Origin of the sequence: Pseudomonas sp. ANT_J28, assembly GCF_008370005.1 — a bacterium.
In the GTDB taxonomy this organism is placed as follows: domain Bacteria; phylum Pseudomonadota; class Gammaproteobacteria; order Pseudomonadales; family Pseudomonadaceae; genus Aquipseudomonas; species Aquipseudomonas frigoris.
In genome coordinates this window covers 60,063-85,367 of record NZ_VOBM01000018.1, presented here as the reverse complement: position 1 = coordinate 85,367, position 25,305 = coordinate 60,063, and the positions used below count along the sequence as shown (strand labels likewise).

Genomic DNA, 25,305 nt, shown 5'->3' with positions numbered 1-25,305 from the left:
TTTCGGTTTTAACCATGCCGGGTTAGGCAGGGTGGGCTGTCTAAGGAGCAATTTGATGCAAGAAACACGTTGGGTGCAAGCATGGATGACGTCAGGTCTGTTGTGGTTTCTGCTGGCTATCGCCGTTGCGCCTACCAACAAACTTTATCAGCAAGGGCTGGTCGCACTGCTATGGCTGCCGGCCATGGTGTTCAGCTGGTCAGCGCGGGCCCGGATCAGAGAACTCCTGTATGAGCAGCGCTGGGTCTACCTGCCGATGCTCGGTCTGCTGGTCTGGTCATTGATTAGTCTCTCTTGGACGAACGTCGATGATCCGGGTCGCGAAGCCAAGCGTTTGTTGTACATTGTTGTATTCCTGCTTTTTTTTCCGGTTTTTGCCAATACCCGGCCCGAGCGAGTCATTCGTATCATGCAATGGGGCGGTATTGGGCTTGCATTGACTGCGTTGGCTGCCACCATCAAATTTTATGGGGTCAATGGCAACGTCTGGTACGCGCGCGTTGAAGGATTGGGCGAGTTGTCTCACCCGATTCTGGGGGGCTACGTTATTGGGTTGGCGGCCGTGTGGCTTGTTCATTGGGTACCGCGCACGCTCTGGATGCAGGCGGCCTGGGTCGTAGCGCTGGGTTTTCTTGGCGTGTTTGTCGTGCTTAGCCAGAGTCGTGGTGCTGCCTTGGCGTTGTTCCTGACGTTACTCGTCATGCCGATCTGGTGCCGCGATCGACGCAGCCGCGTCGTTGCGGTATCTGCGTTGACAGTGGCGATGCTGGCTTTCTGGTTCTTGGAACCTTTGGTCATGGCTCGCGGTGTTTCCTATCGTCCGCAAATCCTGATGGCAAGCTTGCAAATGATTGCCGAGCACCCATGGCGCGGTCTGGGCCTTGGCGGCAACTATAAAGTGCTCGCCGACGGCTTGTCCTTTGACCATGCCCATAACCTCTTCACTCATGTCACCATCGAACTGGGTCTGCCGGGGCTGTTGTTGTGGTGCTCGGTCTGGCTTGCAGTTTTACGCGAGGCGTGGAAAGCCCGGGAAACGCTATATGGTCAAGGCATTATCGGCATATGGGTATTTTCATCCCTGGCCATGCAATTCGATGCCGCCAGTCTGACTGGAACGCCAAGGGCCGAGTGGTTCATCAGTTGGTTGCCCGTTGGCCTGGCCAGTGTGTTGGTATGGGCGCGGGTCAATTCCGGCGATTGTGATAAAATTTCGCGTTCTTCCTAACGAGTGAGCTCTACGATGAGTGACGCACCGCCCAAAGCGGGACAGGATTCCAGCCTGATAATCTATTTGCGGCTGTTGGGTTATGTAAAACCCTATATCGGCCTATTCCTGGTGAGTATCGTCGGCTTCGTGATCTTTGCCTCGACGCAGCCCATGCTCGCGGGGATTCTCAAATATTTCGTCGATGGCTTGAGCAACCCCGAAGCGGTGCTCTTCCCGACTGTTCCCTATCTGCAAGACTTGCAGTTGCTGATGGCCGTGCCGCTGCTGATCATCCTGATCGCCGCCTGGCAAGGCCTGGGGTCTTTCCTGGGTAACTATTACCTGGCCAAAGTCTCCCTTGGGCTGGTCCACGACTTGCGTGTCGAACTGTTCAACAAGTTGCTGGTATTGCCCAACCGTTATTTCGACACCCATAACTCCGGGCACCTGATTTCGCGCATCACCTTCAACGTGACCATGGTCACCGGTGCTGCCACGGACGCCATCAAAGTGGTCATTCGTGAAGGCCTGACCGTGGTGTTCCTGTTTGCTTACCTGTTGTGGATGAACTGGAAACTGACCCTGGTTATGTTGGCGATCCTGCCAATCATCGCGATCATGGTGAGCAGCACCAGCAAAAAATTCCGCAAGCAGAGCAAGAAAATCCAGGTGGCGATGGGCGACGTGACTCACGTGGCCTCCGAAACCATCCAGGGCTATCGCGTGGTGCGCAGCTTCGGCGGCGAGAGCTATGAAGAGCGTCGTTTCGCCGAAGCCAGCCAAGGCAACACCGACAAGCAACTGCGCATGACCAAGACCGGTGCGGTCTACACGCCCATGCTGCAGTTGGTGATCTACACCGCCATGGCGGTGCTGATGTTCCTGGTGCTGTTCCTGCGCGGCGATGCCACCGCCGGTGACCTGGTGGCCTACATCACCGCGGCGGGCCTGTTGCCCAAGCCGATTCGGCAGCTGTCGGAAGTCAGCTCGACAATCCAGAAAGGCGTTGCCGGTGCCGAGAGCATTTTCGAGCAACTGGACGTCGAGCCAGAGATTGACCACGGTACCGTCGAGCGCGATCGCGTCAGCGGCCACCTGGAAGTGCGCAACCTGAGCTTCACCTATCCAGGGACCGAGCGTGAAGTGCTGAAGAACATCAGCTTCACGGCGGCGCCGGGGCAAATGATCGCCCTGGTCGGTCGCTCGGGTAGCGGCAAGTCGACCCTGGCCAGCCTGATTCCGCGTTTCTATCACCACGAAACCGGCGAAATCATGCTCGATGACGTGGAAATCGAAGACTATCGTCTGCGCAATCTGCGTCGGCACGTGGCGCAGGTGACGCAGCATGTGACCCTGTTCAACGACACCATCGCCAACAACATTGCCTATGGTGACTTGGCCGGCGCACCGCGTGCCGACATTGAAAAGGCCGCGACGGATGCTTACGCGATGGATTTCATCTCGGAAATGCCGCAGGGCCTGGACACCCAGGTCGGGGAAAACGGCGTGTTGCTGTCCGGTGGCCAGCGTCAGCGCCTGGCGATTGCCCGGGCCTTGTTGAAGAACGCACCGTTGCTGATTCTCGACGAGGCTACGTCGGCGCTCGATACCGAGTCCGAGCGGCACATTCAGGCGGCACTGGATCAGGTCATGAAAGGTCGCACCACCCTGGTGATTGCTCACCGGTTGTCGACCATCGAGAAGGCCGATCTGATCCTGGTCATGGACCATGGCGAAATCGTCGAGCGCGGCACCCACGCTCAACTGTTGGCGCAAAACGGCTACTACTCGCGCTTGCATGCGATGGGCCTGGACGAGCCGGTTACTGCGGGTATCGCCTGACCCCCGCTGGCCGCCACCGAGGGGTGGCGGCCGCAAAAAATCCTCTCATTGATGCCATGCGCAAGCCCACGCCAACCCTGTGTTAATATCGCGCCCCTGTTCATTTTGTATGTGGGTTGCTCCATGAAGTTGTCCATGCCGCGATTCGATCAAGCCCCTGTCTTGGTGGTCGGCGATGTCATGCTCGACCGTTACTGGCATGGTGGTACCTCACGGATTTCCCCTGAGGCGCCGGTACCGGTAGTCAAGGTCGAGCAAATCGAGGACCGCCCGGGCGGTGCCGCCAACGTTGCGTTGAACATTGCCGCCCTCGGCGCACCGGCCTCGCTGGTCGGCGTAACCGGCGACGATGAAGCTGCCGACAGCCTGGCCAATAGCCTCAAGGGCGCTGGCGTACGCGCGTTGTTCCAACGCATCGCGCACCAGCCGACCATCGTCAAGCTGCGGGTCATGAGCCGTCACCAGCAACTGCTGCGTATCGACTTCGAAGAACCTTTCGCCACCGACGCGTTGGCGTTGGGCGAGCAAGTCGACGAGTTGCTCGAAGGCATCAAAGTGCTGGTGCTGTCCGATTACGGCAAAGGCGCGCTGAAAAACCATCAGGTGCTGATTCAGGCGGCCCGTGCCCGCGGTATTCCGGTGCTGGCCGATCCCAAGGGCAAGGACTTCTCGATCTATCGTGGTGCGAGCCTGATCACCCCGAACCTCAGCGAATTCGAAACCATCGTCGGCGGTTGCGCGGATGAGCACGAGCTGGTGAGCAAGGGCGCGCAGTTGATGCACGACCTCGACCTCGGCGCATTGCTGGTGACCCGCGGCGAACACGGCATGACCCTGTTGCGTCCGGATCATCCGGCGCTGCACCTGCCGGCCCGTGCCCGTGAAGTGTTCGATGTGACCGGTGCCGGCGACACGGTGATTTCCACCCTGGCGGCCGCGATTGCCGCTGGCGAAGAACTGCCTCACGCGGTGGCCTTGGCCAACTTGGCGGCGGGCATTGTGGTCGGCAAACTCGGTACGGCGGCCATCAGCGCGCCGGAACTGCGTCGCGCCATTCAGCGTGAGGAAGGTTCGGAGCGTGGTGTGCTGGGCCTTGAGCAGTTGTTGCTGGCGGTCGACGATGCGCGTGCGCACAACGAGAAGATCGTCTTCACCAACGGCTGTTTCGACATTTTGCACGCCGGCCACGTGACCTACCTTGAGCAGGCGCGAGCCCAGGGCGATCGCTTGATCGTTGCGGTCAACGACGATGCGTCGGTCAGCCGCCTGAAAGGGCCGGGTCGTCCTATCAACAGCGTCGACCGTCGCATGGCCGTACTGGCAGGTTTAGGCGCCGTGGATTGGGTGATCAGCTTCGCTGAAGGCACCCCGGAAAACCTGCTGCGCGAGGTCAAGCCGGATGTGCTGGTCAAGGGTGGGGACTACGGAATCGAGCAGGTCGTCGGCGCGGACATCGTGACCGCTTACGGCGGAACTGTGAAAGTGCTGGGGCTGGTAGCTAACAGCTCGACCACTGCGATTGTCGAGAAGATCCGCAAGTCCGAGTGAAGTCATAAAAGATCGCAGCCTCGTTTCACTCGACAGCTCCTACGGGAATCGCATTTCAATGTAGGAGCTGTCGAGTGAAACGAGGCTGCGATCTTTTGCTTTTAAGAGCTAACTTTCTTACGCGGTACGATTCTCTTCAGCAATTGCTTCGCCTTCCCACGCAACCGCGCCAAACCTGAATCCTTCCCCGGCGGGCTCAAGCCCTGCTGCCGCACCCAATCCTTCCAGCGAATTCGCTCATCCTTCACCAGCCAGCCTTCCTGCTGGGCAAAACTCTCTGCCAGGTACAACCCGCGAGTACTCGCCGGGTACAGCTGATCCTTTTTCAAGGTATAGAGCTCGGCCATCGGCTGGCCGTCCTGCAATGGCATCAGATACAAATCGGGACGTTTTCGATCAAGACGGGCCACCAGTTGATCGCCTTCCAGTCGTTCGTCGACATGGAACAGGCTCAGGGATTTGGCCTCCTTGGGCACGTCCAGGCGCAAGTCATAGATCAATTGCAGCGAGGCCGTCGGCAAATGCACGTAAGCCCGCGGGCGTTCGATCAACTGCATCTTGGCGCAACGCACCGGTCGCGCCGAACCGGACAGCGGCGTCAGGCGAAACGGCAGGGCTTCGCGATAATGCAGCGCGGACGAGTAGGGCGCCGGCAGCCAGGTGTCGTTGAAACGCCCGCCGAGCCAGCCTTCCGGGGTTTCCAGCAGGCACTCTTCGGCAATTTCCTGAATCGCCGTGTGCAGTGGCAGGTTCAGCTCATGGGCGGGCACGTAGCCGGAGATCAGCTTGAGCACCACGTCGCCACGGTCTTGCCGACGTTGACGCACCAACACCCAGTAATCGCGATTCTGCCAATGCAGGGTCAGGCGCACCGAAACCCCGAGGTTGGCCAGCTCCAGCGAAAACCGCTGAGTGTCGGCGACCGTCACCGGGCGGCGACGTTGCAACGTCTGGGAGAAATTGAGCGGCATCCCGACGCTTTGATAACTCAGGCCTTCGGGAGTCGCTTCGACGAATAACGGCAGGGTCTTGAAGTTGCTCGGGTTCTTTCTTATGAGCGTACGCGGCATGTCGGCTCCTGCTTAAGGCCGCGTGGGCGGCATCAGTTTCTACGTAGGACCTGGGCAACGGTCGCGACGTTATGGGCGAGGTGCAGCGGATTAATGGTCCCGACAATAGCACTGGCAACGCCCGGATGTTCAAACAACAACTCGAAGCTGGCGCGAACAGGGTCCACGCCCGGGCTCAGGCAAACATGACCGCTGGCGAGGGCTTTTTTGACCAGAATGGCTTTGCCGTGGGCAGCAGCATAGTCAATGACCGGCTTCTCGTTCTGCTCGTTCAGATTGTAGGTGACCATCGCGCAATCACCTTGTTCCAGAGCCTTCAAGCCGCCTTCGACGGTTTTGCCGGAAAAACCGAAGCCGCGAATCTTGCCTTCGCTCTTCAACGCCGCGAGGGTTGCATAGACTTCGCTGTCGTTGAGGATCGCCAGGTCGTTGCCATCGGAGTGCACCAGCACCAGGTCGATAAAATCCGTTTCCAGACGTTGGAGGCTGCGCTCGACCGAGAGCCGGGTATGAGCGGCGCTGAAGTCGTGGCTCGACTGGCCGTCGGCAAACTCTTCGCCGACCTTGCTGACGATCACCCAATCCTCGCGCTGCCCACGCAGCAACGGACCGAGGCGTTCTTCGCTGCGGCCATAGGCCGGGGCAGTGTCGATCAGGTTGATGCCCAGGTCGCGCGCTAGTTTGAGCAGCATGCGCGCTTCGTCATCGTCAGGGATCTGAAAGCCGTTGGGGTACTTCACGCCTTGGTCGCGACCGAGTTTTACCGTGCCCAGACCCAGTGGCGAAACCAGCAGGCCGGTGCTGCCCAAAGGGCGATGCAGGTCGTGCAAGGTCGGTTGGCTCATGGCAGCAGTTGCTCCCAGGCAGGGACGCCCATCGGCGGTTTTGGTAGCTCGGGTAGTGGCGCCGGATGGCTTGGCTGGATGCCGTCGCGCTGCAGGGAGGCGATGACGCGATCAGCAAAGTCCGGAGCCAGCGCCAGTTTGGTTGGCCAACCGACCAGCAGCCGGCCTTCTTCGGCAAGGAATGCATTGTCAGGACGGGTCAGTCCCGATTGCAGTGGCTCGGCGCGATCCACTCGAAGGGTGGCCCATTGCGCTGTGCTCAGGTCGATCCATGGCAGCAACTGGCCGAGTTCTTTCTGCGCGGTGGCAATTTGCTCGGCGGGTTCGCGGGCGACACCTTCGGCTTCGGCGATATCACCGCCCAGATACCAGACCCATTGACCATCGGCGGCCGGATGGGTGGTCACGGTCATGCGCGGCTTGGTGCCGCCGCCCAGGCAGTGGGCATACAGTGGTTTGAGACCCGGACCTTTGGCGATGATCATGTGCAACGGCCGGCGTTGCATGGCGGGCTGACTCAGCCCCAGTGCTTCGAGCAATGCCGCCGTACCGGCCCCGGCGCTGAGGACAATGCGTTGGGCGTGAATCTCGCGCTCGTCAACCTTCAGGCCGACCAGTTTTCCACCTTCCAGCAGCGGTTCGATGTTCTGACCGGCGAGCAGGCCATCACCCGCCAGATCGGCCAGGCGCTGGATCAGGCTCGGAACGTCGATCACCAGTTCCGCCAATCGGTAGACCTTGCCCTTGAAGCGCTTGTCTTGCAGGGCGGGCGGCAGTTGTTCGCCCTTGACCTGATCGACACGGCCGCGCACCGCTTTACTGGCGAAGAAACTGGTGAGATTGCCGGCGATTGTGCCGGGGGACCAGAGGTAATGGGCTTCGGACAGCAGGCGCACACCGGTCAGATCCAGTTCGCCGTCACCGGCCAGGGCTTCACGCCAGCGCCGAGGCATGTCGGCGATGGCTTCCGAGGCACCGGTCAGGGCGCCATGCAATGCGTACTTGGCGCCGCCATGGATGATGCCTTGGGATTTCACGCTTTGCCCGCCACCGAGGCTGGCGCTTTCCACCAGCACGGTCGAAAAACCCTGGCGGCGCAGGCGCGCATTCAGCCAGAGGCCGGCGACACCAGCGCCGACAATCAGAACGTCGGTGGAAATAACGGATGGCATGCAGCGACCTCAGTGTTCAAGACGAGGGCGCAGTATACAGACTCGTGGATCGCAGCTAAGACGTTCGTCAATGCCCCGCGGTCTTGGAGAAGAGCTGAATGACGACAACACCCAGCACAATGAGAGCCATCCCCAGCATCGCCGGCACATCCAGTTTCTGCCCGTAGATAAACAGCGCCGCGACGCTGACCATCACGATCCCCATGCCAGCCCACACCGCGTAAGCCACGCCCACCGGAACGCTGCGCACCACCAGCGTGAGCATCCAGAAGGCAATGCCGTAGCCGACAATAACCAGAATCAGCGGCAGTGGCGTGCTGAAACCTTTGACCGCTTTCATCGAAACGGTGGCGATCACTTCGGCGCAGATGGCAATGGCCAGGTAGTAGTAAGCGGTCATGGGTGCATCCTCGTGTGAAGTGTTGCTTTCTGAGGTCGGCATTTTAGCGATTCTCCAGATGCGGTAAAGTCATTACCTATCTGTTCTGAAGATGGGTTGGGCCATGAACACGCAATGGAATCTGGAGCAGCTGCGGCTGTTTGTCAGCGTAGCGGAGCAGCTTTCGTTTTCTGCGGTGGCGCGGGATCAGCGCAAGGCGCAGTCGGCGGTCAGCAGTTCGATTGCGCTGCTGGAAGAGGACCTGGGCGTCAGCCTGTTCGACCGCAGCAGCGGCCGCCAGCCGAAACTCACCGAGGCCGGTAACGCATTGCTGGATGAGGCACGGGAAGTGCTGCGCCAATGCGAACGCCTTAACGGTCGGGCGCTGGCAATGATGCGCGGCCAGGAGGCGCGTTTGCGTGTGGCTCAGGATGAGGCGATGCCCTATCAGCCGATCATCGAAAGCTTCGAAGCCCTGGCTCAACAATTTCCCAGCCTTGAAGTGCAGCTGACCAGCGCCGCCCAAGGCGATGTGGCGCGCAAATTGGTGGAGCGTCGGGCCGATCTGGGGTTGCTGTTTTATCACGACCAGATTCCCGAAGCGCTTGAGCGGCGGGTGTTGGGCAGCGTCGAAATGGTCACGGTGTGTGGCGTCGGCCATCCCCTGGCGCAACAGGCTCAGGTCGATTGTCAGCAACTGGCGCAGCATCGACAGTTGTTGATGTCCACACAGTCGAGTGTCTATCCCGGGAGCGAACCCGCCAGCCCGCAGGTCTGGCGGGCCGACAGCTTTTACGTGATGGCTGAATGGCTGGTGCGCGGCCTCGGTTGGGCCTGGCTGCCGCGCCACGTGGTGCAGTACCCGGCGTATCAGGATCTGATGGTCGAACTGGTCAGTGAATGGACCCCGCCAGCGCTGGTGGTGGAGCTGGTTTGGCGCCGTGATGAGCCTCTGGGGCCGGCGGCTCGTTGGCTGGCGGAACGTTTTGCCGTGCACTTGCAGACGATCGGTGAAAAAAGCCGATAAACTCCGCCGCCATGAATAGAACTCTCTACACCGCGCTGTTTTACCTGGGGCTGCCACTGGTAGCGATTCGGCTTTGGCTGCGGGCGCGCAAGGCGCCCGCGTACGCCAAGCGCATTGGCGAACGTTTCTCCCTCGGGTTCCCGGCGATGAAAACGGGCGGCATCTGGGTACACGCGGTGTCGGTGGGCGAAAGCATTGCCGCGGCGCCGATGATTCGCGCTTTGCTGCAACGTTATCCACAGCTGCCCATTACCGTGACCTGCATGACCCCGACCGGGTCGGAGCGCATCCAGGCGCTGTTCGCCAATGAGTCGCGCATCCAGCACTGCTATTTGCCTTACGACTTGCCTTGCGCAGCGAAGCGATTCCTTGATCGGGTCCAGCCGAAACTGGCGGTGATCATGGAAACCGAGCTCTGGCCGAACCATATCCATCAGTGCGCCAGGCGCGGGATTCCCGTGGCCCTGGCCAACGCTCGATTGTCCGAACGTTCGGCCAAGGGCTATGGCCGCTTCGGCAAACTGACCCAGCCGATGCTCGCCGAGATGAGCCTGTTCGCGGTGCAGACCGAGGCCGAGGCCCAGCGCTTCCGCGATTTGGGTGCGCGTTCGCAAACCGTGGAAGTGACCGGCTCGATCAAGTTTGATCTGACCATCGACCCGGCACTGCTTCAGCGTGCCGCCGAGTTGCGTGCGCAATGGCAGGCGCAGGAGCGCCCGGTGTGGATCGCCGCGAGTACTCACGAAGGTGAAGACGAAGTGGTGCTGGCGGCTCATCGTCAGTTGCTGGCCAATCATCCCGATGCGTTGCTGATTCTGGTGCCGCGCCATCCGGAGCGTTTCAACCCGGTGTTCGAGTTGTGTCGGCAGCAGGGTTTCGCCACGGTCCGTCGTTCCACTGGCGAACCCGTCACCGCCGGTACGTCGGTGCTGCTGGGGGACACCATGGGAGAGTTGCTGTTTCTGTATGCCTTGGCCGACAGCGCTTTTGTCGGCGGCAGTCTGGTGCCGAACGGCGGGCACAACCTGCTGGAACCGGCAGCGCTGGCCAAACCGGTGTTGAGCGGGCCGCACCTGTTCAATTTCCTCGAAATCGCCGCGCAATTGCGCAGTGCCGGGGCGTTGCAGGAAGTGGAGGATGCCGAAGGTCTGGCGCTGGCGGTGCAGCGACTGTTCGAGTTGCCACGGGATGCGCAGCGGATGGCGGAGGCGGGGTTGAAAGTGATGCGCACCAATCAGGGCGCGTTGCAGCGGTTGCTGGATGGGTTGGACAGGTTGATTCAGCGCTAACCTGTAGGAGCACGGCTTGCCGGCGATGGCGATTTCAAGGACGCCATCCCCGGCAAGCCGTGCTCCTACAGATTTTTTGCGATCAAGGTCTGGCTTTGAGCTGCTCCGCCGCAGCCTTCGCCAGATCCGGCGGCAGGAAGTCTTTATCCGGGTTGTAATCAGCCTTGAGGTAACGCGCCAGATCCTGCAAGTCCCCTGGGTTCAACGTGCCCGCGGCCTGTTTCAAGCGCAGGTTGTCGAGGATGTAGTCGTAGCGCGTGTTGTTGTAGTCGCGCACCGAGGTGTACAGCGAACGCTGCGCATCCAGCACATCGACGATGTTTCGCGTGCCCACCTGATAACCGATTTCGGTCGCTTCCACCGCGCTCTGGTTGGAGATGATCGACTGCTTGCGGGCTTGCACCTGCTCGACGTCGGTGTTCACCGCGCGGTGCAGATTGCGCGTGCTCTCGACGATTTGCCGGCGCAGGGATTCACGTTGCTGCTCGGACTGATCCAGTTGTGCATACGACTGGCGCACCTGGGAGTTGATCAGACCGCCGCTGTAGATCGGGATGTTCAGTTGCAGGCCAACCGTTGTTTGCTCGACATTGCCACCGTAAGGCTGGCCGAAGGCGTTCGGGTTGCTGAAGCCCAGCGCGTCGTTGTCACCTTTCTCGTACTTCGCCACGGCGTCGAGGGTCGGCGCGTGTCCGGCCTTGCGCTGCTTGAGGGTTTCTTCGGCGGCGCTGACGGCGTAGTTGCTCGCTAGCAGATTAAGGTTCTGTCTGGCGGCCGTATCGACCCATGCCTTGGCGTCGTTCGGCGCGGGCGGCAGGATCGGCAACGTATGGGAAATGCCCCAGATCGAGTTGTACTGACGGTTGGTCAGGGTAATCAGGGCTTCGAAGGCATCATCCACCTGGCGCTGCGCGACGATCCGGTTGGCGCGTGCGGTGTCGTAGCTGGCTTGCGATTGCAGCACGTCGGTCTTGTCCGACAGGCCGACGTCAAAGCGTTCGTTGGACTGATCGAGCTGGCGTTTGAACGCGGCTTCCTCGGCCTTGGTCGAGGCCAGGTTGTCCTGGGTACGCAAGACGTTGAAGTAGCTATTGGCGGTTTGCAGGATCAGGTTCTGCTCGGTCGCCGAGAGTTGCAGCGCGGCCTGCTCGTTGACGTCCTTCGCGGCCTGGAACTGGAACCAGCGATCGGCGCGGAACAGTGGTTGCGCCAAAGTCGCTTGATACGAATGAGCATTACGGTTGGCGGTGGCCGAAGGCTGGTCGAGCGCTGTGCGCACGTTGGCCAGCTCGGCGCCGCCCGAAAGATTAGGCAGCAGCCCGGCGCGAGCCTGAGGCACGACTTCTTTCTGCGCGCCATATTGGGCGACGGCGGCGGCGAGGTCAGCGTTGTTGTCCTTGGCTTCCTGGTACACGCTGACCAGGTCGTTCTTGGTCGATAAGGGCGCTTCTGCTGCCCAGGCCATTCCGTTGGACGCACAAGACACGGCAAGGGCCAGTGAAAGTTTGCGCAGCATGAGGCGATCCCTAAAAAATTACGCTGATAATTTGAGCGCCAAAGGTACGGCGCAGCCCGCACAGCGTCAAGGCGTGGCATGGGTTGCGAGTGTAGTTGGGCATCCGCATGGCAACAATCCTGTAATTACGCCATTCATCATGGTGTTTACTGCGGTGTTGGCGTTCTTTGCCAGTTGTGTCTAGACTGGCCGGGTTCTTGTCGGGGTGCCTTGCTATGAGGCTGAGATCGAATAATTTCGGATCCCGTTGAACCTGATCAGGTTAGCGCCTGCGTAGGGAACAAGATTTCTCGTCACCCGGCGAGTCCTCTTGTGCTTCGTCCGGGATGTTGTTCGACAATCGAACACCCCTCGAGCACTGAGCACAGCACTGCTGGTTTTCCCAGCGCCCGTGCGTCCATTCGATTACAGGTTCGCTCCGACAAAAATCCACTGCCTGGATGTGTTTGGAGAGCCCGTGATGACGATAAAACTAAAAAATACGACGAACCTGAGTGATTCGGCCCAAGTCGATCAGCAATCGGTTCAGCCGTTTACCCGCTCGCAAAAAATCTATGTTCAGGGCTCTCGCCCGGACATCCTCGTGCCGATGCGCGAAATCAGCCTTGATGTGACCCCGACCGACTTCGGCGGCGAGATCAACGCGCCAGTGGTGGTGTACGACACCTCGGGCCCGTACACCGACCCCAACGTCATCATCGACGTGCGCAAAGGCCTGGCCGATGTGCGTTCGCCGTGGATCGAATCCCGTGGCGACACCGAGCGCCTGCCGGGTCTGAGTTCCAACTTCGGCCAGGAACGCCTCGCCGATGCGGAGCTGACCAAGCTGCGTTTCGCCCACGTGAACAACCCGCGCCGGGCCAAGGCCGGTGCCAACGTCAGCCAGATGCACTACGCCCGCAAAGGCATCATCACCGCCGAGATGGAATACGTCGCCATCCGCGAAAACATGAAGCTCGAAGTGGCGCGCGCCGCTGGCCTGCTGGACCAGCAACACGCCGGTTACAGCTTCGGTGCCAGCGTGCCGAAAATCATCACCCCCGAATTCGTCCGTGAAGAGATCGCCCGCGGTCGCGCGATCATCCCGGCCAACATCAACCACACCGAACTGGAACCGATGATCATCGGCCGTAACTTCCTGGTGAAGATCAACGGCAACATCGGCAACAGCGCTTTGGGTTCGTCCATCGAAGAAGAAGTGGCGAAACTGACCTGGGGCATTCGCTGGGGTTCGGACACGGTCATGGACCTGTCCACCGGCAAGCACATTCACGAAACCCGCGAATGGATCATCCGTAACTCGCCGGTGCCGATCGGTACGGTGCCGATCTATCAGGCCCTGGAAAAAGTCGACGGCGCCGCTGAAGACCTGACCTGGGAGCTGTTCCGCGACACGCTGATCGAACAGGCTGAGCAGGGCGTCGACTACTTCACCATCCACGCCGGCGTGTTGCTGCGTTACGTGCCGCTGACCGCCAAGCGCGTGACCGGCATCGTCTCCCGTGGCGGTTCGATCATGGCCAAGTGGTGCCTGGCGCACCACAAAGAGAACTTCCTCTACACCCATTTCGAAGACATCTGCGAAATCATGAAGGCCTACGACGTCAGCTTCTCGCTGGGCGACGGCCTGCGTCCGGGCTCGATTGCCGACGCCAACGACGCCGCGCAATTCGGTGAGCTGGAAACCCTCGGCGAGCTGACCAAAATCGCCTGGAAGCACGATGTGCAATGCATGATCGAAGGCCCGGGCCACGTGCCGATGCAGTTGATCAAAGAGAACATGGACAAGCAGCTGGAATGCTGCGACGAGGCGCCGTTCTACACCCTCGGCCCGCTGACCACTGACATCGCGCCAGGCTACGACCACATCACCTCGGGTATTGGTGCGGCGATGATCGGCTGGTTCGGTTGCGCCATGCTCTGCTACGTGACGCCGAAGGAACACTTGGGTCTGCCGAACAAGGATGACGTGAAGACCGGGATCATCACCTACAAGATCGCCGCGCATGCCGCCGATCTGGCAAAAGGGCATCCGGGCGCACAGATCCGCGACAATGCTCTGAGCAAGGCACGTTTCGAATTCCGTTGGGAAGACCAGTTCAACCTGGGCCTTGATCCAGACACGGCTCGTTCGTATCACGATGAGACCCTGCCGAAGGATTCGGCCAAGGTCGCGCACTTCTGCTCCATGTGCGGGCCGAAATTCTGTTCGATGAAGATCACCCAGGAAGTCCGTGAATACGCGGCCAACCAGCGCATCGAAACCGTCGACGCCGAAGTCGCCCAGGGATTGGCGGAACAGGCCGAGCGGTTCAAACAGGAAGGCAGTCAGCTGTACAAGAAGGTTTGATCTGACCTGAGATTGACGGCGCCTGTGCTGCCGTCTTCGCGAGCAAGCCCGCTCCCACATTTGGAATGCATTCCTCCTGTGGGAGCGGGCTTGCTCGCGAAGACGGCAGACCAGGTACCGAGTATCTCAATGACACACTTATCCCTCTGAGATAACACCTTTGAGCATTCAACCCAGCACGTATTCCCCTGATATCGCGGTGCCCACAGACAAACGTGTCTTCGGCGGCCGCGATCTGTTTTCTCTGTGGTTTTCCCTCGGCATTGGCCTGATGGTCCTGCAGACCGGTGCTCTGCTCGCGCCAGGTCTGGGCCTGTCCGGCTCGCTGCTGGCCATTTTCCTCGGCACGTTGGTCGGTGTTCTGTTGCTGGCCGCGGTCGGCGTAATCGGTAGCGACACCGGCCTGTCATCGATGGCCGCGCTCAAACTCAGCCTCGGCGCAAAAGGCGCGAGCCTGCCTGCCGTGCTGAACCTGCTGCAACTGATCGGTTGGGGCTCGTTCGAAATCATCGTCATGCGTGATGCCGCCAGCCTGCTCGGCGCGCGTGCGTTCAGCGAAGGCAGTCTGCTGTCCAATCCGCTGCTGTGGACTGTGTTCTTTGGTGGTTTGGCAACCTTGCTGGCCGTCAGTGGTCCGCTGACATTCGTGCGGCAGATCCTGCGCAAGTGGGGCATCTGGTTGCTGCTGGCCGCGTGCATCTGGCTGACCTGGAACCTGTTCGCCAAGGCTGATCTGGCGGCGTTGTGGGCGCAGGCCGGTGATGGTTCGATGCCGTTCGCCGTGGGCTTCGACATTGCCATCGCCATGCCGCTTTCGTGGTTGCCGCTGATTGCCGACTACTCGCGTTTCGGCAAGCGTGCGAAAAACGTGTTCGGCGGTACAGCGGTGGGTTTCTTCATCGGAAATTTCTGGCTGATGAGCCTGGGCGTGGCCTACACCTTGGCGTTTGCGCCGAGCGGTGAAGTGAATGCCTTGCTGTTGGCACTGGCTGGTGCTGGCCTCGGGATTCCGCTGCTGCTGATCCTGTTGGACGAGTCGGAAAATGCATTCGCCGACATTCACTCGGCAGCCGTTTCCAGCGGGATTTTGCTGCGCTTGAAAGTTGAGCATCTCGCGCTGGCCATCGGCGTGATCTGCACACTGATCGCGTGCCTGGCGCCGTTGGCTCAGTATCAAAACTTCCTGCTGTTGATCGGTTCGGTGTTTGCACCGCTGTTCGGCGTGGTGCTGGTGGATCACTTCATCCTGCGCAAACGCCGTGCTCGCGTGGCGTCAGCCGCATTGCGCTGGCCGGCGTTGCTCGCCTGGTTGGGCGGGGTGAGCACCTATCATTTGCTGGCTAATCTGTATCCGGACATCGGTGCAACCCTGCCGTCACTGATTCTGGCAGGGCTGCTGCAACTCGTGCTGGGTCGGGCCTTCAGTTACGGCCAGGAAACAGCTCGGGCTTGATAATGCCGTTCAGGCGAGGGTAAGGGATCTTCAGTTCGACGTGACCCAGCGCGTAAGGCGCGATGGTGCTCACTTCGTACTTGAGGATCACCCCTCCGTACGTCAGCGCCACGTTCTGGGTTTTGACGAAGGGCCAGCTCTTCACGAACTCTGGCTCCTGATCGAGCTTGGTGCTGATCAGCCAACTGTTGTGCGCCACCTGCGCAGCTTTCCAGAACGCCTCTTCCTGCCCAGGCACCAACATGTCCGACAGCGTAAGCACTTTGTGTTGCTGGCGCGAATAGTTGATGAAGCTGCGGCCCGGCGTGCCATGGTCGCCGCCGGTGTCCAGGTAGCTGGAGAATTCAACGATCACCAAGCCGTCATGCTGCTCACGTACCTTGGCTTGCAGATAACTGCTGTAGCGCGGGCCGGCACTGCTCAAAAACTGCTCGCGATACGCTGCCAGCGTCGGCGCTACCGGGGCATCGGGCGAGGTGCGGGTCATTTGCAGCAGGCGTTTTTCGATAATGCCGTCCAACTGCGGTTCGGCAGGGAAGCGCAGCGTATCGATGTTCACCAGCGGGCAGTCAGGTGTTGTGCAACCCGGTTTCAGCTGCTCGGAAGCGTCGCGGGTAGTTTCCAGCGGCGCCCGGTAGTTGGGTTGGAACAAGCTCTGGCACGCGCCCAGAGTCAGGGCGATTGCGGCCACGGAGGCGATTTTAAAAAGCGACATGGGCGTCCTTCATAAAACAGGGAAAGGCGAAAAGTTATCCGCTTCGACTATCAACGAAGCAGTCAGTTCGCCACTAAGCTAATTAGAGTTGGTTTCGCCCTCACCGTCTATCCCGCTGACTGGAAAGGGGCTGCATCAAAGGTCGCGGGCGCGTTAGGATGGCGCGAAGTCGAGGTTGCAAGTAACAAAAAGGAGCCTCGTAACGGATTTGCAGTAAAGAGGATTGTCATGACTGATTTTGCCAACGCCATTCCTACCGCCGTTGATATCGTCCGGCGTGAAAGGTGCTACGAGGGCTTTTACAAGCTCGATCGTGTGCACTTGCGCCACGAATTGTTTGCCGGTGGCATGAGTCGCGAGATCAATCGTGAAGTGTTCGTTCGCCACGATGCGGTGTGCGTGCTGCCGTACGATCCGCAGCGCGATGAAGTGGTGTTGATCGAGCAGTTTCGCGTCGGCGCCATGGGCAAGACTGACAATCCATGGTTGATCGAACTAGTCGCCGGTCTGATCGACAAGGATGAAGTGCCGGAAGAAGTTGCTCACCGCGAAGCGCAGGAGGAAGCTGGGCTTGTGTTCGGGGCGCTCTGGCCGATGACCAAATATTTTCCATCGCCGGGCGGCAGCAATGAGTTTGTGCACTTGTACCTGGGGCGTTGCGACAGCACCGGCGTCGGCGGCCTGCATGGGCTGGAGGAAGAAGCAGAAGATATCCGCGTCACGGTCTGGGCGTTCGAAGATGCCCTGCAGGCCGTACGCGACGGACGAATTGCCAACGCGGCCAGCATCATTGCCTTGCAATGGCTAGCTTTGAACCGCGCTGAAGTGAGGGGGTTATGGTCGTAAACAAACTGCGCGATCGCTATCGGGTTGATCTCGTGGGGCTGCAAGCCTCCTGCGAGGCCAACTACGCGCGCCTGATGCGACTGCTACCGGACATGCGCAACGAGCCTGAGGCTCGGCGCATTGCCGTGACCCACGGCGACCAGATGCTCGGCGTACTGGCCCTCGAAGTGCTGCAGGTCTGCCCATACACCACAACCCTGCAAGTGCGTCAGGAACACAGCCTGCCGTGGCTGCCGGTGCCGCAACTGGAAGTTCAGGTCTATCACGACGCCTGCATGGCCGAAGTCGTCAGCGCCGAACATGCACGACGCTTTCGCGGCATCTATCCTTACCCGAATGCCTCAATGCATCAGCCGGACGAAAAGGCCCAGCTGAATATGTTTCTGGGCGAATGGCTGAGCCATTGCCTGGCCTGCGGACACGAGTACGCGGTTGTGCGGTAGATGTGAACTGCGTCAGGTTCACAGGTTTCCCCTTTTGATCGTCCCCCAGCATAATTGCGGCACTCATCCATCCCGTGATTCAGCCCTGGGAGAACGCCTTGCCAAGCGTATCCATTTTGACCACCGCCGATTCGGCGTTGCTGGTGCAACTTTCCGACAGTCATCTGTTTGCCGAGACGGACGGGACGTTGTTGGGCATGAATACCCGGGACAGCCTGCAAAAAGTCATCGAGCTGGTGCGGCTTCAGCAGCCGCAGATCGACCTGATTATTGCCAGTGGCGATCTTTCTCAGGACGGGACGCTGGAGTCCTATCAGCAGTTTCGCGACCTGACGCGGCAGCTCGATGCGCCGGCGCGCTGGATTCCCGGTAACCACGATGAGCCGCGGATCATGGCTGAGGCTGCCGTGCAGAGTGCGTTGCTGGAGCCGGTGATGGATGTCGGCAACTGGCGCGTCACGCTGCTCGATTCGGCCGTACCGGGTTCGGTGCCGGGGTATTTGCAAGATGAGCAGCTACAGTTGCTGGCCCGTTCATTGAGTGAGGCGCCGGAGCGGCATCATCTGGTGTGCTTTCATCATCATCCAGTGTCTATCGGGTGTGCGTGGATGGAGCCCATTGGATTGCGCAATCCAGACGCTTTGTTTGCAGTGCTGGATCGGTTTCCGCAGGTGCGTGCAGTTTTATGGGGGCATGTGCATCAAGAGATCGACCAGATTCGCAATGGTGTGCGGCTGATTGCCTCGCCTTCGACGTGTATTCAGTTCGAACCGGGCAGTGATGATTTCAAGGTCAGTGACCAGGCGCCGGGGTACCGCTGGTTGCGGCTTTTGCCGGATGGCCAGCTCGAAACCGGCGTAGAACGCGTTACCGGGTTCGATTTTCATGTTGATTACGGCTCGAACGGCTACTGATCACTCAGAAAGACCGAAGTGCGGCCTTCGCGAGCAAGCCCGCTCCCACAGGAGATCTGCAGCGTACATAAGATTTGTGAGCACCCGAGATCCAATGTGGGAGCGGGCTTGCTCGCGAAGGCGTCAGTGCAGGCGCCTTGAATTCCGAGGATATCCCCGATCCACTCGACTCCCTGTAAACTGCGCCTCTTTACCCGACGCACAGGGAGCTCAAATGTCCGGTTCGATCCTATATATCCACGGTTTCAACAGCGCGCCTTCGTCTAAAAAGGCCACGCAGTTGGTACAAGTAATGGAACGTCTGGGCTTGAGCGATCAGTTGCGCGTTCCGGCCTTGCATCACCATCCGCGTGAGGCCATCGGTCAGCTAAACAAGGCGATTGAGGAGCTTGGGCGGCCACTGCTGGTCGGCAGCTCACTCGGCGGCTACTATGCGACTCACTTGGCCGAGCGCCATAGCCTCAAGGCCCTGTTGATCAACCCTGCCGTCAGTCCGCACCGGATGTTCGACGGGTATCTGGGGACGCAGAAAAACCTGTATACCGATGAGGCCTGGGAGTTGACCCACGACCACGTGACGGCCCTGGCCGAGCTGGAAGTGCCGGCACCCCGAGACCCGCAGCGGTATCAGGTGTGGTTGCAGACCGGCGATGAAACGCTGGACTATCGCCTCGCCCAGCAGTACTACCGGGCCTGTGTCTTGCGCATCCAGGCCGGAGGCGACCACAGTTTCCAGGGTTTTGCCACGCAACTTCCGGCAATGCTGAGTTTTGCCGGTATTGGCGCAGATTTGTATCAGGCGATCGATTTCACTGCACTGTGAGTCCTCGCCCCTATTTTCAATGAATACTCTTTTTACAGGCGGACGACGAGACCCCATGGCCACTCCCAGCGCTAGCTCTTATAACGCAGACGCCATCGAAGTCCTCTCGGGCCTCGACCCGGTGCGCAAACGCCCCGGCATGTACACCGACACCAGTCGGCCGAACCACCTCGCCCAGGAAGTCATCGACAACAGCGTCGACGAGGCCTTGGCCGGGCATGCGACCTCGGTGCAGGTCATCCTGCACGCCGATCACTCCTTGGAAGTCAGCGATGACGGCCGCGGCATGCCGGTGGATATCCACGCCGAAGAAGGCGTGTCGGGCGTCGAGCTGATCCTCACCAAGCTCCATGCTGGCGGCAAGTTTTCCAACAAGAACTACCAGTTCTCCGGCGGTCTGCACGGGGTGGGTATTTCCGTGGTCAACGCCTTGTCGAACGAAGTCCGGGTGCGCGTCAAGCGTGACGGCAACGAATACCAGATGACTTTCGCCGACGGTTACAAGAAAACCGAGCTGGAAATCATTGGTACCGTCGGCAAGCGCAACACGGGTACCAGCGTATTCTTCGCGCCGGACCCGAAATACTTCGATTCGCCGAAATTCTCCATCAGCCGTCTCAAGCACGTGCTCAAGGCCAAGGCCGTTCTGTGCCCGGGGCTGCTGGTCAGTTTTGAAGACAAGGCCACCGGCGAGAAAGTCGAATGGCATTACGAAGACGGCCTGCGCTCCTATCTGGTCGACGCGGTCAACGGATTCGAACGCCTGCCGGACGAACCGTTCTGTGGCAGCCTGGCCGGTAACAAAGAAGCGGTCGATTGGGCGCTTCTGTGGTTGCCGGAAGGCGGCGACAGCGTTCAGGAGAGCTACGTCAATCTGATCCCGACGGCGCAGGGTGGTACCCACGTCAACGGTCTGCGTCAGGGCTTGCTCGATGCGATGCGCGAGTTCTGCGAATTCCGCAGCCTGCTGCCACGCGGCGTGAAGCTGGCGCCGGAAGACGTCTGGGAACGCATCGCCTTCGTGCTGTCGATGAAGATGCAAGAGCCGCAATTCTCCGGCCAGACCAAAGAGCGTCTGTCGTCCCGTGAAGCGGCCGCGTTCGTTTCCGGTGTGGTCAAGGACGCGTTCAGCCTGTGGCTCAACGCCAACCCGGAAACCGGCATGCTGCTGGCGGAACTGGCGATCAACAACGCCGGCCGTCGCCTGAAGGCCAGCAAGAAGGTCGAGCGCAAACGCATCACCGCCGGGCCGGCATTGCCGGGCAAACTCGCCGACTGCGCCGGGCAGGACCCGATGCGCTCCGAGCTGTTTCTGGTCGAAGGTGATTCCGCCGGTGGTTCGGCCAAGCAGGCGCGAGACAAAGAATTTCAAGCGATTCTGCCGTTGCGCGGCAAGATTCTGAACACCTGGGAAGTCGACGGCAGCGAAGTGTTGGCCAGCCAGGAAGTGCACAACATCGCCGTGGCCATCGGTGTCGATCCGGGCTCGGCAGACATCGCCCAACTGCGTTACGGCAAGATCTGCATCCTTGCCGACGCCGACTCCGACGGTCTGCACATCGCCACGTTGCTGTGCGCGTTGTTCGTCCAGCATTTCCGCCCGTTGGTGGATGCCGGTCACGTCTACGTCGCGATGCCGCCGCTGTACCGTATCGACCTGGGTAAAGAGATTTACTACGCCCTGGACGAAGCCGAGCGCGATGGCATCCTCGATCGTCTGGTGGCCGAGAAGAAACGCGGCAAGCCGCAGGTCACACGATTCAAAGGTCTGGGTGAAATGAACCCGCCGCAGCTGCGCGAAACCACCATGGACCCGAACACTCGGCGTCTGGTGCAGCTGACGCTGGACGATTTCGAAGCGACCTCGGAAATGATGGACATGCTGCTGGCGAAGAAACGCGCCGGTGACCGCAAATCCTGGCTGGAATCCAAAGGCAATCTGGCCGAGGTTCTTGGCTGATGCGGGTTGGCTTTGCCCTGGCGTGTGCGTTACTTCTGACTTCGGTTTCGGTGTTTGCCGAACCGGTGCCGGAACTGCGCCTGTTGTCCGAGCATCCCGTTGACGGTATGCGCGGCGGCAACCTGTCCGGGCTCGCCCAGTGTGGCAAGGATATGTGGACGGTGTCGGATCGCGACGACGATCAGATTTACCGGCTCGATACCCGCGAAAGGGTATGGCAAGCCGAAACCGTGGGCATCGGCGTGCCACCGGTGCCAGACAGCGGTTTGCCCTGGGGCTTGCGTTCGCGGACCTGGTTGGCGTCGTTTGTCCGTGGCGGGGATCTGGATTTTGAAGGCATCACCTGCGACAGCGCCGGTAATCGCTACATCGTCAGCGAATCCCATGCCGCGATTCTGCAAGTGCCACCCGTTGGGCCGTCGTCCTGGCTGAAAGTCTCGCCGATTCTGATTCGCGAAGCGCGCGCCAGCGGCATGCTGCTGCACTTCAATGCGTTGTTTGAAGGCTTGGCGATCAATCCGGCGGGTGATCAATTGTGGCTCGCCGCCGAGCGTCAAAGCCGTGGCTTGTTGCTGATCAAGCGCAAACAAACGGTATGGGATTGCGATGGTGGCTGTGTGTTGCTGAGCGAAGCCGGGAAAGAAATGCAGCCGGCGCAGTTTCCCCGAGCCAAAGCAGTGTCCCGAGACTTTGCCGACCTGTCGCTGTTCAACGGCAAGCTGTTTACCCTTGAGCGCAACGCTTACCAGATCTGCCGCCGTGATTCGGTGACGGCCAAGGTCGAGCGCTGCTGGTCGTTTGCCGATGAAGCCTTGCAGGCGCATCGCCGCTATTCAAGTCCTTACGGCCTGACCGAAGCGTTGATTGTTGACGCCGAGGGCGCGTGGATTGGCACCGACAACAACAACGATGTCCGCGCCGATGGCGAGGAGCGCCCGATCGTCTGGCGCTTTGCCGCACCTGAAGGTGGCTGGAGTGCCAAGCCATGAGTCAGCAGCCACCGGGCAATCGCGCCGGTCGGGTATTTATGGTGCTCGCCTGGTGCGCGGCGCTGTTTTTGGCGACGCGGTTTTTCGGTCAGTGGGAGGTGCGTCAGCAGAACCCCAACACCGTCGTCAGCTCTGAGCAGGGCGAAGGTTTTATCGAAGTGAAACTGGCCAGTAACACACAGGGTCACTTCGTCGCCAGCGGCCAGATCAACGGTCAGCCGGTGGATTTCATGCTCGATACCGGGGCGACCGACGTGTCGATCCCGGCGGAAATGGCCGAACGGCTAAAACTGGAAAAAGGCTTTGGGGTGACCCTGAGCACAGCCAACGGTCGCACCCAGGGTTACCGAACCCGCGTCGACCGGCTGCAACTGGGCGACATTGTGCTGCGTGATGTGCGCGCCCTCGTCGTGCCAGGCCTGGATGGCAAGCAAGTGCTGCTCGGAATGAGCGCGCTGAACAAACTTGAATTTACCCAGCGCGGTGGCACCATGCTGCTGCGCCAGACAACGAACCAATGAGGCCCGCATGAGCGACTCCCTTGATCTCAGCCTGGACGGTGTAGAACGCCGGTCACTGGCTGACTTCACCGAAAATGCCTACCTCAACTACTCCATGTACGTGATCATGGACCGTGCCTTGCCGCATATCGGCGACGGCCTGAAACCGGTACAGCGGCGCATCATCTACGCGATGAGCGAGTTGGGGCTGGACGCCGATTCCAAGCACAAGAAGTCGGCGCGTACCGTCGGTGACGTGCTCGGCAAGTTCCACCCGCACGGCGACTCGGCCTGCTACGAAGCCATGGTCCTGATGGCCCAGCCGTTCAGCTACCGCTACACGCTGGTCGACGGCCAGGGTAACTGGGGTGCGCCGGATGATCCCAAGTCCTTCGCCGCCATGCGTTACACCGAGGCGCGGCTGTCGCGTTATTCCGAAGTGCTGCTCAGCGAACTGGGCCAGGGCACCGCGGACTGGGGCCCGAACTTCGACGGCACCCTCGACGAGCCGCTGGTGTTGCCGGCGCGTTTGCCGAACATCCTGCTCAACGGCACCACCGGTATCGCCGTGGGCATGGCCACCGACGTACCGCCGCACAACCTGCGCGAAGTCGCGACGGCGTGCGTGCGTTTGCTTGATGAGCCCAAAGCCACGGTCGAACAGCTCTGCGAACATATCCAGGGCCCGGATTACCCCACCGAAGCGGAAATCATCACGCCGCGTGCCGATCTGCTGAAAATCTACGAAACCGGCAAGGGCTCGGTGCGCATGCGCGCCGTCTACCACATCGAAGACGGCGACATCATTGTCACCGCGCTGCCGCATCAGGTCTCCGGCGCCAAGGTGCTGGAGCAGATCGCGGCCATGATGCAGGCCAAACCGTCCAAGGCCCCGCAAATCGCTGACCTGCGAGACGAATCCGACCACGAAAACCCGTGCCGGATCGTGATCATTCCGGGCGCACGCAAAAACTTTGACCACGATGCGTTGATGCAACACCTGTTCGCCAGCACCGAGCTGGAGTCGAGCTACCGGGTCAACATCAACATCATCGGCCTCGACGGCAAGCCGCAGCTGAAAAACCTGCGTGCGCTGCTGGTGGAATGGCTCGAGTTCCGCGTCAACACCGTGCGTCGTCGCCTGCAATTCCGCCTGGACAAGGTCGAGCGTCGTCTGCACCTGTTGGACGGTTTGTTGATCGCCTACCTCAACCTGGATGAAGTGATTCACATCATCCGCACCGAGGAGCACCCGAAAGCCGCGCTGATCGCCCGTTTTGCCTTGAGCGAAATCCAGGCCGACTACATTCTCGATACCCGTTTGCGTCAATTGGCGCGACTGGAAGAAATGAAGTTGCGTGCCGAGCAGGATGAACTGCTCAAGGAGCAGGCCAAGCTGCAAGCCCTGCTGGGCAGCGAAGCCAAGCTGAAAAAGCTGGTGCGCACCGAGCTGATCAAAGACGCCGAAACCTACGGCGACGATCGTCGTTCGCCAATCGTCGAGCGCTCCGAAGCCAAGGCCTTGACCGAGCACGATCTGCTGCCGAATGAGAAAGTGACCGTCGTCCTGTCGGAAAAAGGCTGGGTTCGTTCTGCCAAGGGGCACGAAATCGACGCCACCGGGCTTTCCTACAAGGCCGGGGATGGTTTCAAGGCCTTGGCGCCTGGCCGCTCCAACCAGTTTGCGGTGTTCATCGATTCCACCGGTCGCAGCTATTCGGTGGCCGCGCACACGCTGCCATCGGCCCGTGGCCAGGGCGAACCGTTGACCGGCCGTCTGACGCCGCCACCAGGGGCGAGCTTTGAATGTGTGCTGATGCCGGAAGACGATTCGCTGTACGTGATAGCGTCCGACGCCGGTTACGGTTTCGTGGTCAAGGGTGAAGACCTGCAGGCCAAGAACAAGGCGGGTAAGGCGCTGTTGAGCCTGCCGAACAACGCCAAGGTGATTCTGCCGCGCCCAGTGGCTGATCGTGAGCAAAACTGGCTGGCCTCGGTGACCACCGAAGGTCGCCTGCTGATCTTCAAGATCAGCGATCTGCCACAATTAGGTAAGGGCAAAGGCAACAAGATCATCGGGATCTCCGGTGAGCGTGTCGCCAGTCGCGAAGAATATGTCACGGACATCGCCGTATTGCCGAATGGTGCCACGTTGGTGCTTCAGGCCGGAAAACGTACCTTGTCACTGAAAGCAGACGACCTCGAACACTACAAAGGTGAGCGTGGACGTCGTGGTAACAAATTGCCACGTGGCTTTCAGAGGGTAGATGCGCTGCTCGTCGAAAACCTCAATTAAGTGTCCTAGAGCGCTCGATCTACGATTTAACGCGTAGATCGACGCTTTGGCGCTGGAGTCGGAACGCATATTCACGGATGATATGGCCTTTCAAGCGCCGGCGTGGCCGAGCGTTCTT

General features: G+C 60.2%; 21 protein-coding genes and 1 riboswitch. Of the genes, 15 read left to right on the top strand and 6 right to left on the bottom strand.

Annotated elements, in window-relative coordinates; translation table 11 throughout:
• The first annotated feature begins 55 nt into the window (after nt 1-55).
• From FQ187_RS14950 to hldE, 3 genes are all read left to right on the top strand, one after another.
• Nucleotides 56-1,228, top strand: a complete 1,173-nt coding sequence (locus FQ187_RS14950; RefSeq protein ID WP_149630075.1) for an O-antigen ligase — start codon at nt 56-58, stop codon at nt 1,226-1,228.
• Between the two features lie 15 nt (nt 1,229-1,243).
• The gene (gene msbA / locus FQ187_RS14945; RefSeq protein ID WP_149630074.1) at nt 1,244-3,052 is read left to right on the top strand and encodes a lipid A export permease/ATP-binding protein MsbA; all 1,809 of its coding nucleotides are present in this window, start codon (nt 1,244-1,246) and stop codon (nt 3,050-3,052) included.
• Nucleotides 3,053-3,175: 123 nt separating this feature from the next.
• Nucleotides 3,176-4,600 carry a bifunctional D-glycero-beta-D-manno-heptose-7-phosphate kinase/D-glycero-beta-D-manno-heptose 1-phosphate adenylyltransferase HldE gene (gene hldE / locus FQ187_RS14935; RefSeq protein WP_149630072.1) on the top strand — a complete coding sequence of 475 codons (1,425 nt, stop codon included), beginning with the start codon at nt 3,176-3,178 and terminating at the stop codon, nt 4,598-4,600.
• Nucleotides 4,601-4,701: 101 nt separating this feature from the next.
• Here hldE and FQ187_RS14930 read toward each other — a convergent pair whose 3' ends face one another.
• The 4 genes from FQ187_RS14930 to FQ187_RS14915 form a co-directional block, all read right to left on the bottom strand.
• The gene (locus FQ187_RS14930; RefSeq protein WP_134419771.1) at nt 4,702-5,670 is read right to left on the bottom strand and encodes a metal ABC transporter ATPase; all 969 of its coding nucleotides are present in this window, start codon (nt 5,668-5,670) and stop codon (nt 4,702-4,704) included.
• A gap of 32 nt (nt 5,671-5,702) precedes the next feature.
• Complete coding sequence (locus FQ187_RS14925; RefSeq protein WP_149630071.1) at nt 5,703-6,515, bottom strand: aldo/keto reductase; 813 nt, start codon at nt 6,513-6,515, stop codon at nt 5,703-5,705.
• A complete protein-coding gene (locus tag FQ187_RS14920; RefSeq protein WP_149630070.1) occupies nt 6,512-7,687 on the bottom strand; it encodes an FAD-binding oxidoreductase in 1,176 nt (391 codons plus the stop codon). Before FQ187_RS14920 ends, FQ187_RS14925 begins: the two co-directional genes overlap by 4 nt.
• A gap of 67 nt (nt 7,688-7,754) precedes the next feature.
• Entirely contained in the window at nt 7,755-8,087 is a 333-nt protein-coding gene (locus tag FQ187_RS14915; RefSeq protein ID WP_008027887.1) for a multidrug efflux SMR transporter, read from the bottom strand.
• A 103-nt stretch (nt 8,088-8,190) separates the two neighbouring features.
• On the opposite strand from FQ187_RS14915, the gene FQ187_RS14910 reads away from it, so the two are divergent.
• A complete protein-coding gene (locus FQ187_RS14910) occupies nt 8,191-9,093 on the top strand; it encodes a LysR family transcriptional regulator (RefSeq protein ID WP_149630069.1) in 903 nt (300 codons plus the stop codon).
• 11 nt (nt 9,094-9,104) lie between these two features.
• Nucleotides 9,105-10,382 (top strand): lipid IV(A) 3-deoxy-D-manno-octulosonic acid transferase, encoded by a 1,278-nt coding sequence (gene waaA / locus FQ187_RS14905; RefSeq protein WP_149630068.1) that lies wholly within the window; start codon nt 9,105-9,107, stop codon nt 10,380-10,382.
• Nucleotides 10,383-10,464: 82 nt separating this feature from the next.
• On the opposite strand, the gene FQ187_RS14900 is transcribed toward waaA, so the two are convergent.
• The gene (locus FQ187_RS14900; RefSeq protein WP_149630067.1) at nt 10,465-11,898 is read right to left on the bottom strand and encodes a TolC family outer membrane protein; all 1,434 of its coding nucleotides are present in this window, start codon (nt 11,896-11,898) and stop codon (nt 10,465-10,467) included.
• Nucleotides 11,899-12,089: 191 nt separating this feature from the next.
• A riboswitch (TPP riboswitch) is annotated at nt 12,090-12,195 on the top strand.
• A 163-nt stretch (nt 12,196-12,358) separates the two neighbouring features.
• Here FQ187_RS14900 and thiC point away from each other — a divergent pair.
• Together thiC and cytX are read left to right on the top strand one after the other, a co-directional pair.
• Entirely contained in the window at nt 12,359-14,248 is a 1,890-nt protein-coding gene (thiC, locus tag FQ187_RS14895) for a phosphomethylpyrimidine synthase ThiC (protein WP_149630066.1), read from the top strand.
• A gap of 160 nt (nt 14,249-14,408) precedes the next feature.
• The gene (gene cytX, locus FQ187_RS14890) at nt 14,409-15,701 is read left to right on the top strand and encodes a putative hydroxymethylpyrimidine transporter CytX (protein WP_149630065.1); all 1,293 of its coding nucleotides are present in this window, start codon (nt 14,409-14,411) and stop codon (nt 15,699-15,701) included.
• Here the strand turns inward: cytX and FQ187_RS14885 are convergent.
• Nucleotides 15,670-16,416: an RsiV family protein gene (locus tag FQ187_RS14885; protein ID WP_149630064.1), complete on the bottom strand. Its 747-nt coding sequence runs from the start codon at nt 16,414-16,416 to the stop codon at nt 15,670-15,672. The two genes, cytX and FQ187_RS14885, sit on opposite strands and share 32 nt — an antisense overlap.
• Before the next feature lie 228 nt (nt 16,417-16,644).
• Between FQ187_RS14885 and FQ187_RS14880 the strand changes: the two genes are divergently transcribed.
• The 8 genes from FQ187_RS14880 (at nt 16,645) to parC (ending at nt 25,187) form a co-directional block, all read left to right on the top strand.
• Nucleotides 16,645-17,262: an NUDIX domain-containing protein gene (locus tag FQ187_RS14880; protein ID WP_149630063.1), complete on the top strand. Its 618-nt coding sequence runs from the start codon at nt 16,645-16,647 to the stop codon at nt 17,260-17,262.
• On the top strand, nt 17,253-17,705 hold the full coding sequence (locus FQ187_RS14875; RefSeq protein ID WP_008153350.1) for a DUF1249 domain-containing protein: 453 nt from the start codon (nt 17,253-17,255) through the stop codon (nt 17,703-17,705). The genes FQ187_RS14880 and FQ187_RS14875 overlap by 10 nt, the downstream gene beginning before the upstream one ends.
• A 98-nt stretch (nt 17,706-17,803) precedes the next feature.
• Nucleotides 17,804-18,619, top strand: a complete 816-nt coding sequence (gene cpdA / locus FQ187_RS14870; RefSeq protein ID WP_149630062.1) for a 3',5'-cyclic-AMP phosphodiesterase — start codon at nt 17,804-17,806, stop codon at nt 18,617-18,619.
• A 214-nt stretch (nt 18,620-18,833) separates the two neighbouring features.
• Nucleotides 18,834-19,442, top strand: coding sequence for a YqiA/YcfP family alpha/beta fold hydrolase (locus FQ187_RS14865; protein WP_149630061.1), 609 nt, complete (start codon nt 18,834-18,836; stop codon nt 19,440-19,442).
• A gap of 55 nt (nt 19,443-19,497) precedes the next feature.
• A complete protein-coding gene (gene parE / locus FQ187_RS14860; RefSeq protein WP_046045699.1) occupies nt 19,498-21,402 on the top strand; it encodes a DNA topoisomerase IV subunit B in 1,905 nt (634 codons plus the stop codon).
• Nucleotides 21,402-22,391 (top strand): esterase-like activity of phytase family protein, encoded by a 990-nt coding sequence (locus FQ187_RS14855; protein WP_149630060.1) that lies wholly within the window; start codon nt 21,402-21,404, stop codon nt 22,389-22,391. Before parE ends, FQ187_RS14855 begins: the two co-directional genes overlap by 1 nt.
• On the top strand, nt 22,388-22,912 hold the full coding sequence (locus tag FQ187_RS14850) for a TIGR02281 family clan AA aspartic protease (RefSeq protein ID WP_149630059.1): 525 nt from the start codon (nt 22,388-22,390) through the stop codon (nt 22,910-22,912). Before FQ187_RS14855 ends, FQ187_RS14850 begins: the two co-directional genes overlap by 4 nt.
• A 7-nt stretch (nt 22,913-22,919) precedes the next feature.
• Complete coding sequence (gene parC / locus FQ187_RS14845; protein ID WP_149630058.1) at nt 22,920-25,187, top strand: DNA topoisomerase IV subunit A; 2,268 nt, start codon at nt 22,920-22,922, stop codon at nt 25,185-25,187.
• Nucleotides 25,188-25,305: the final 118 nt, after the last annotated feature.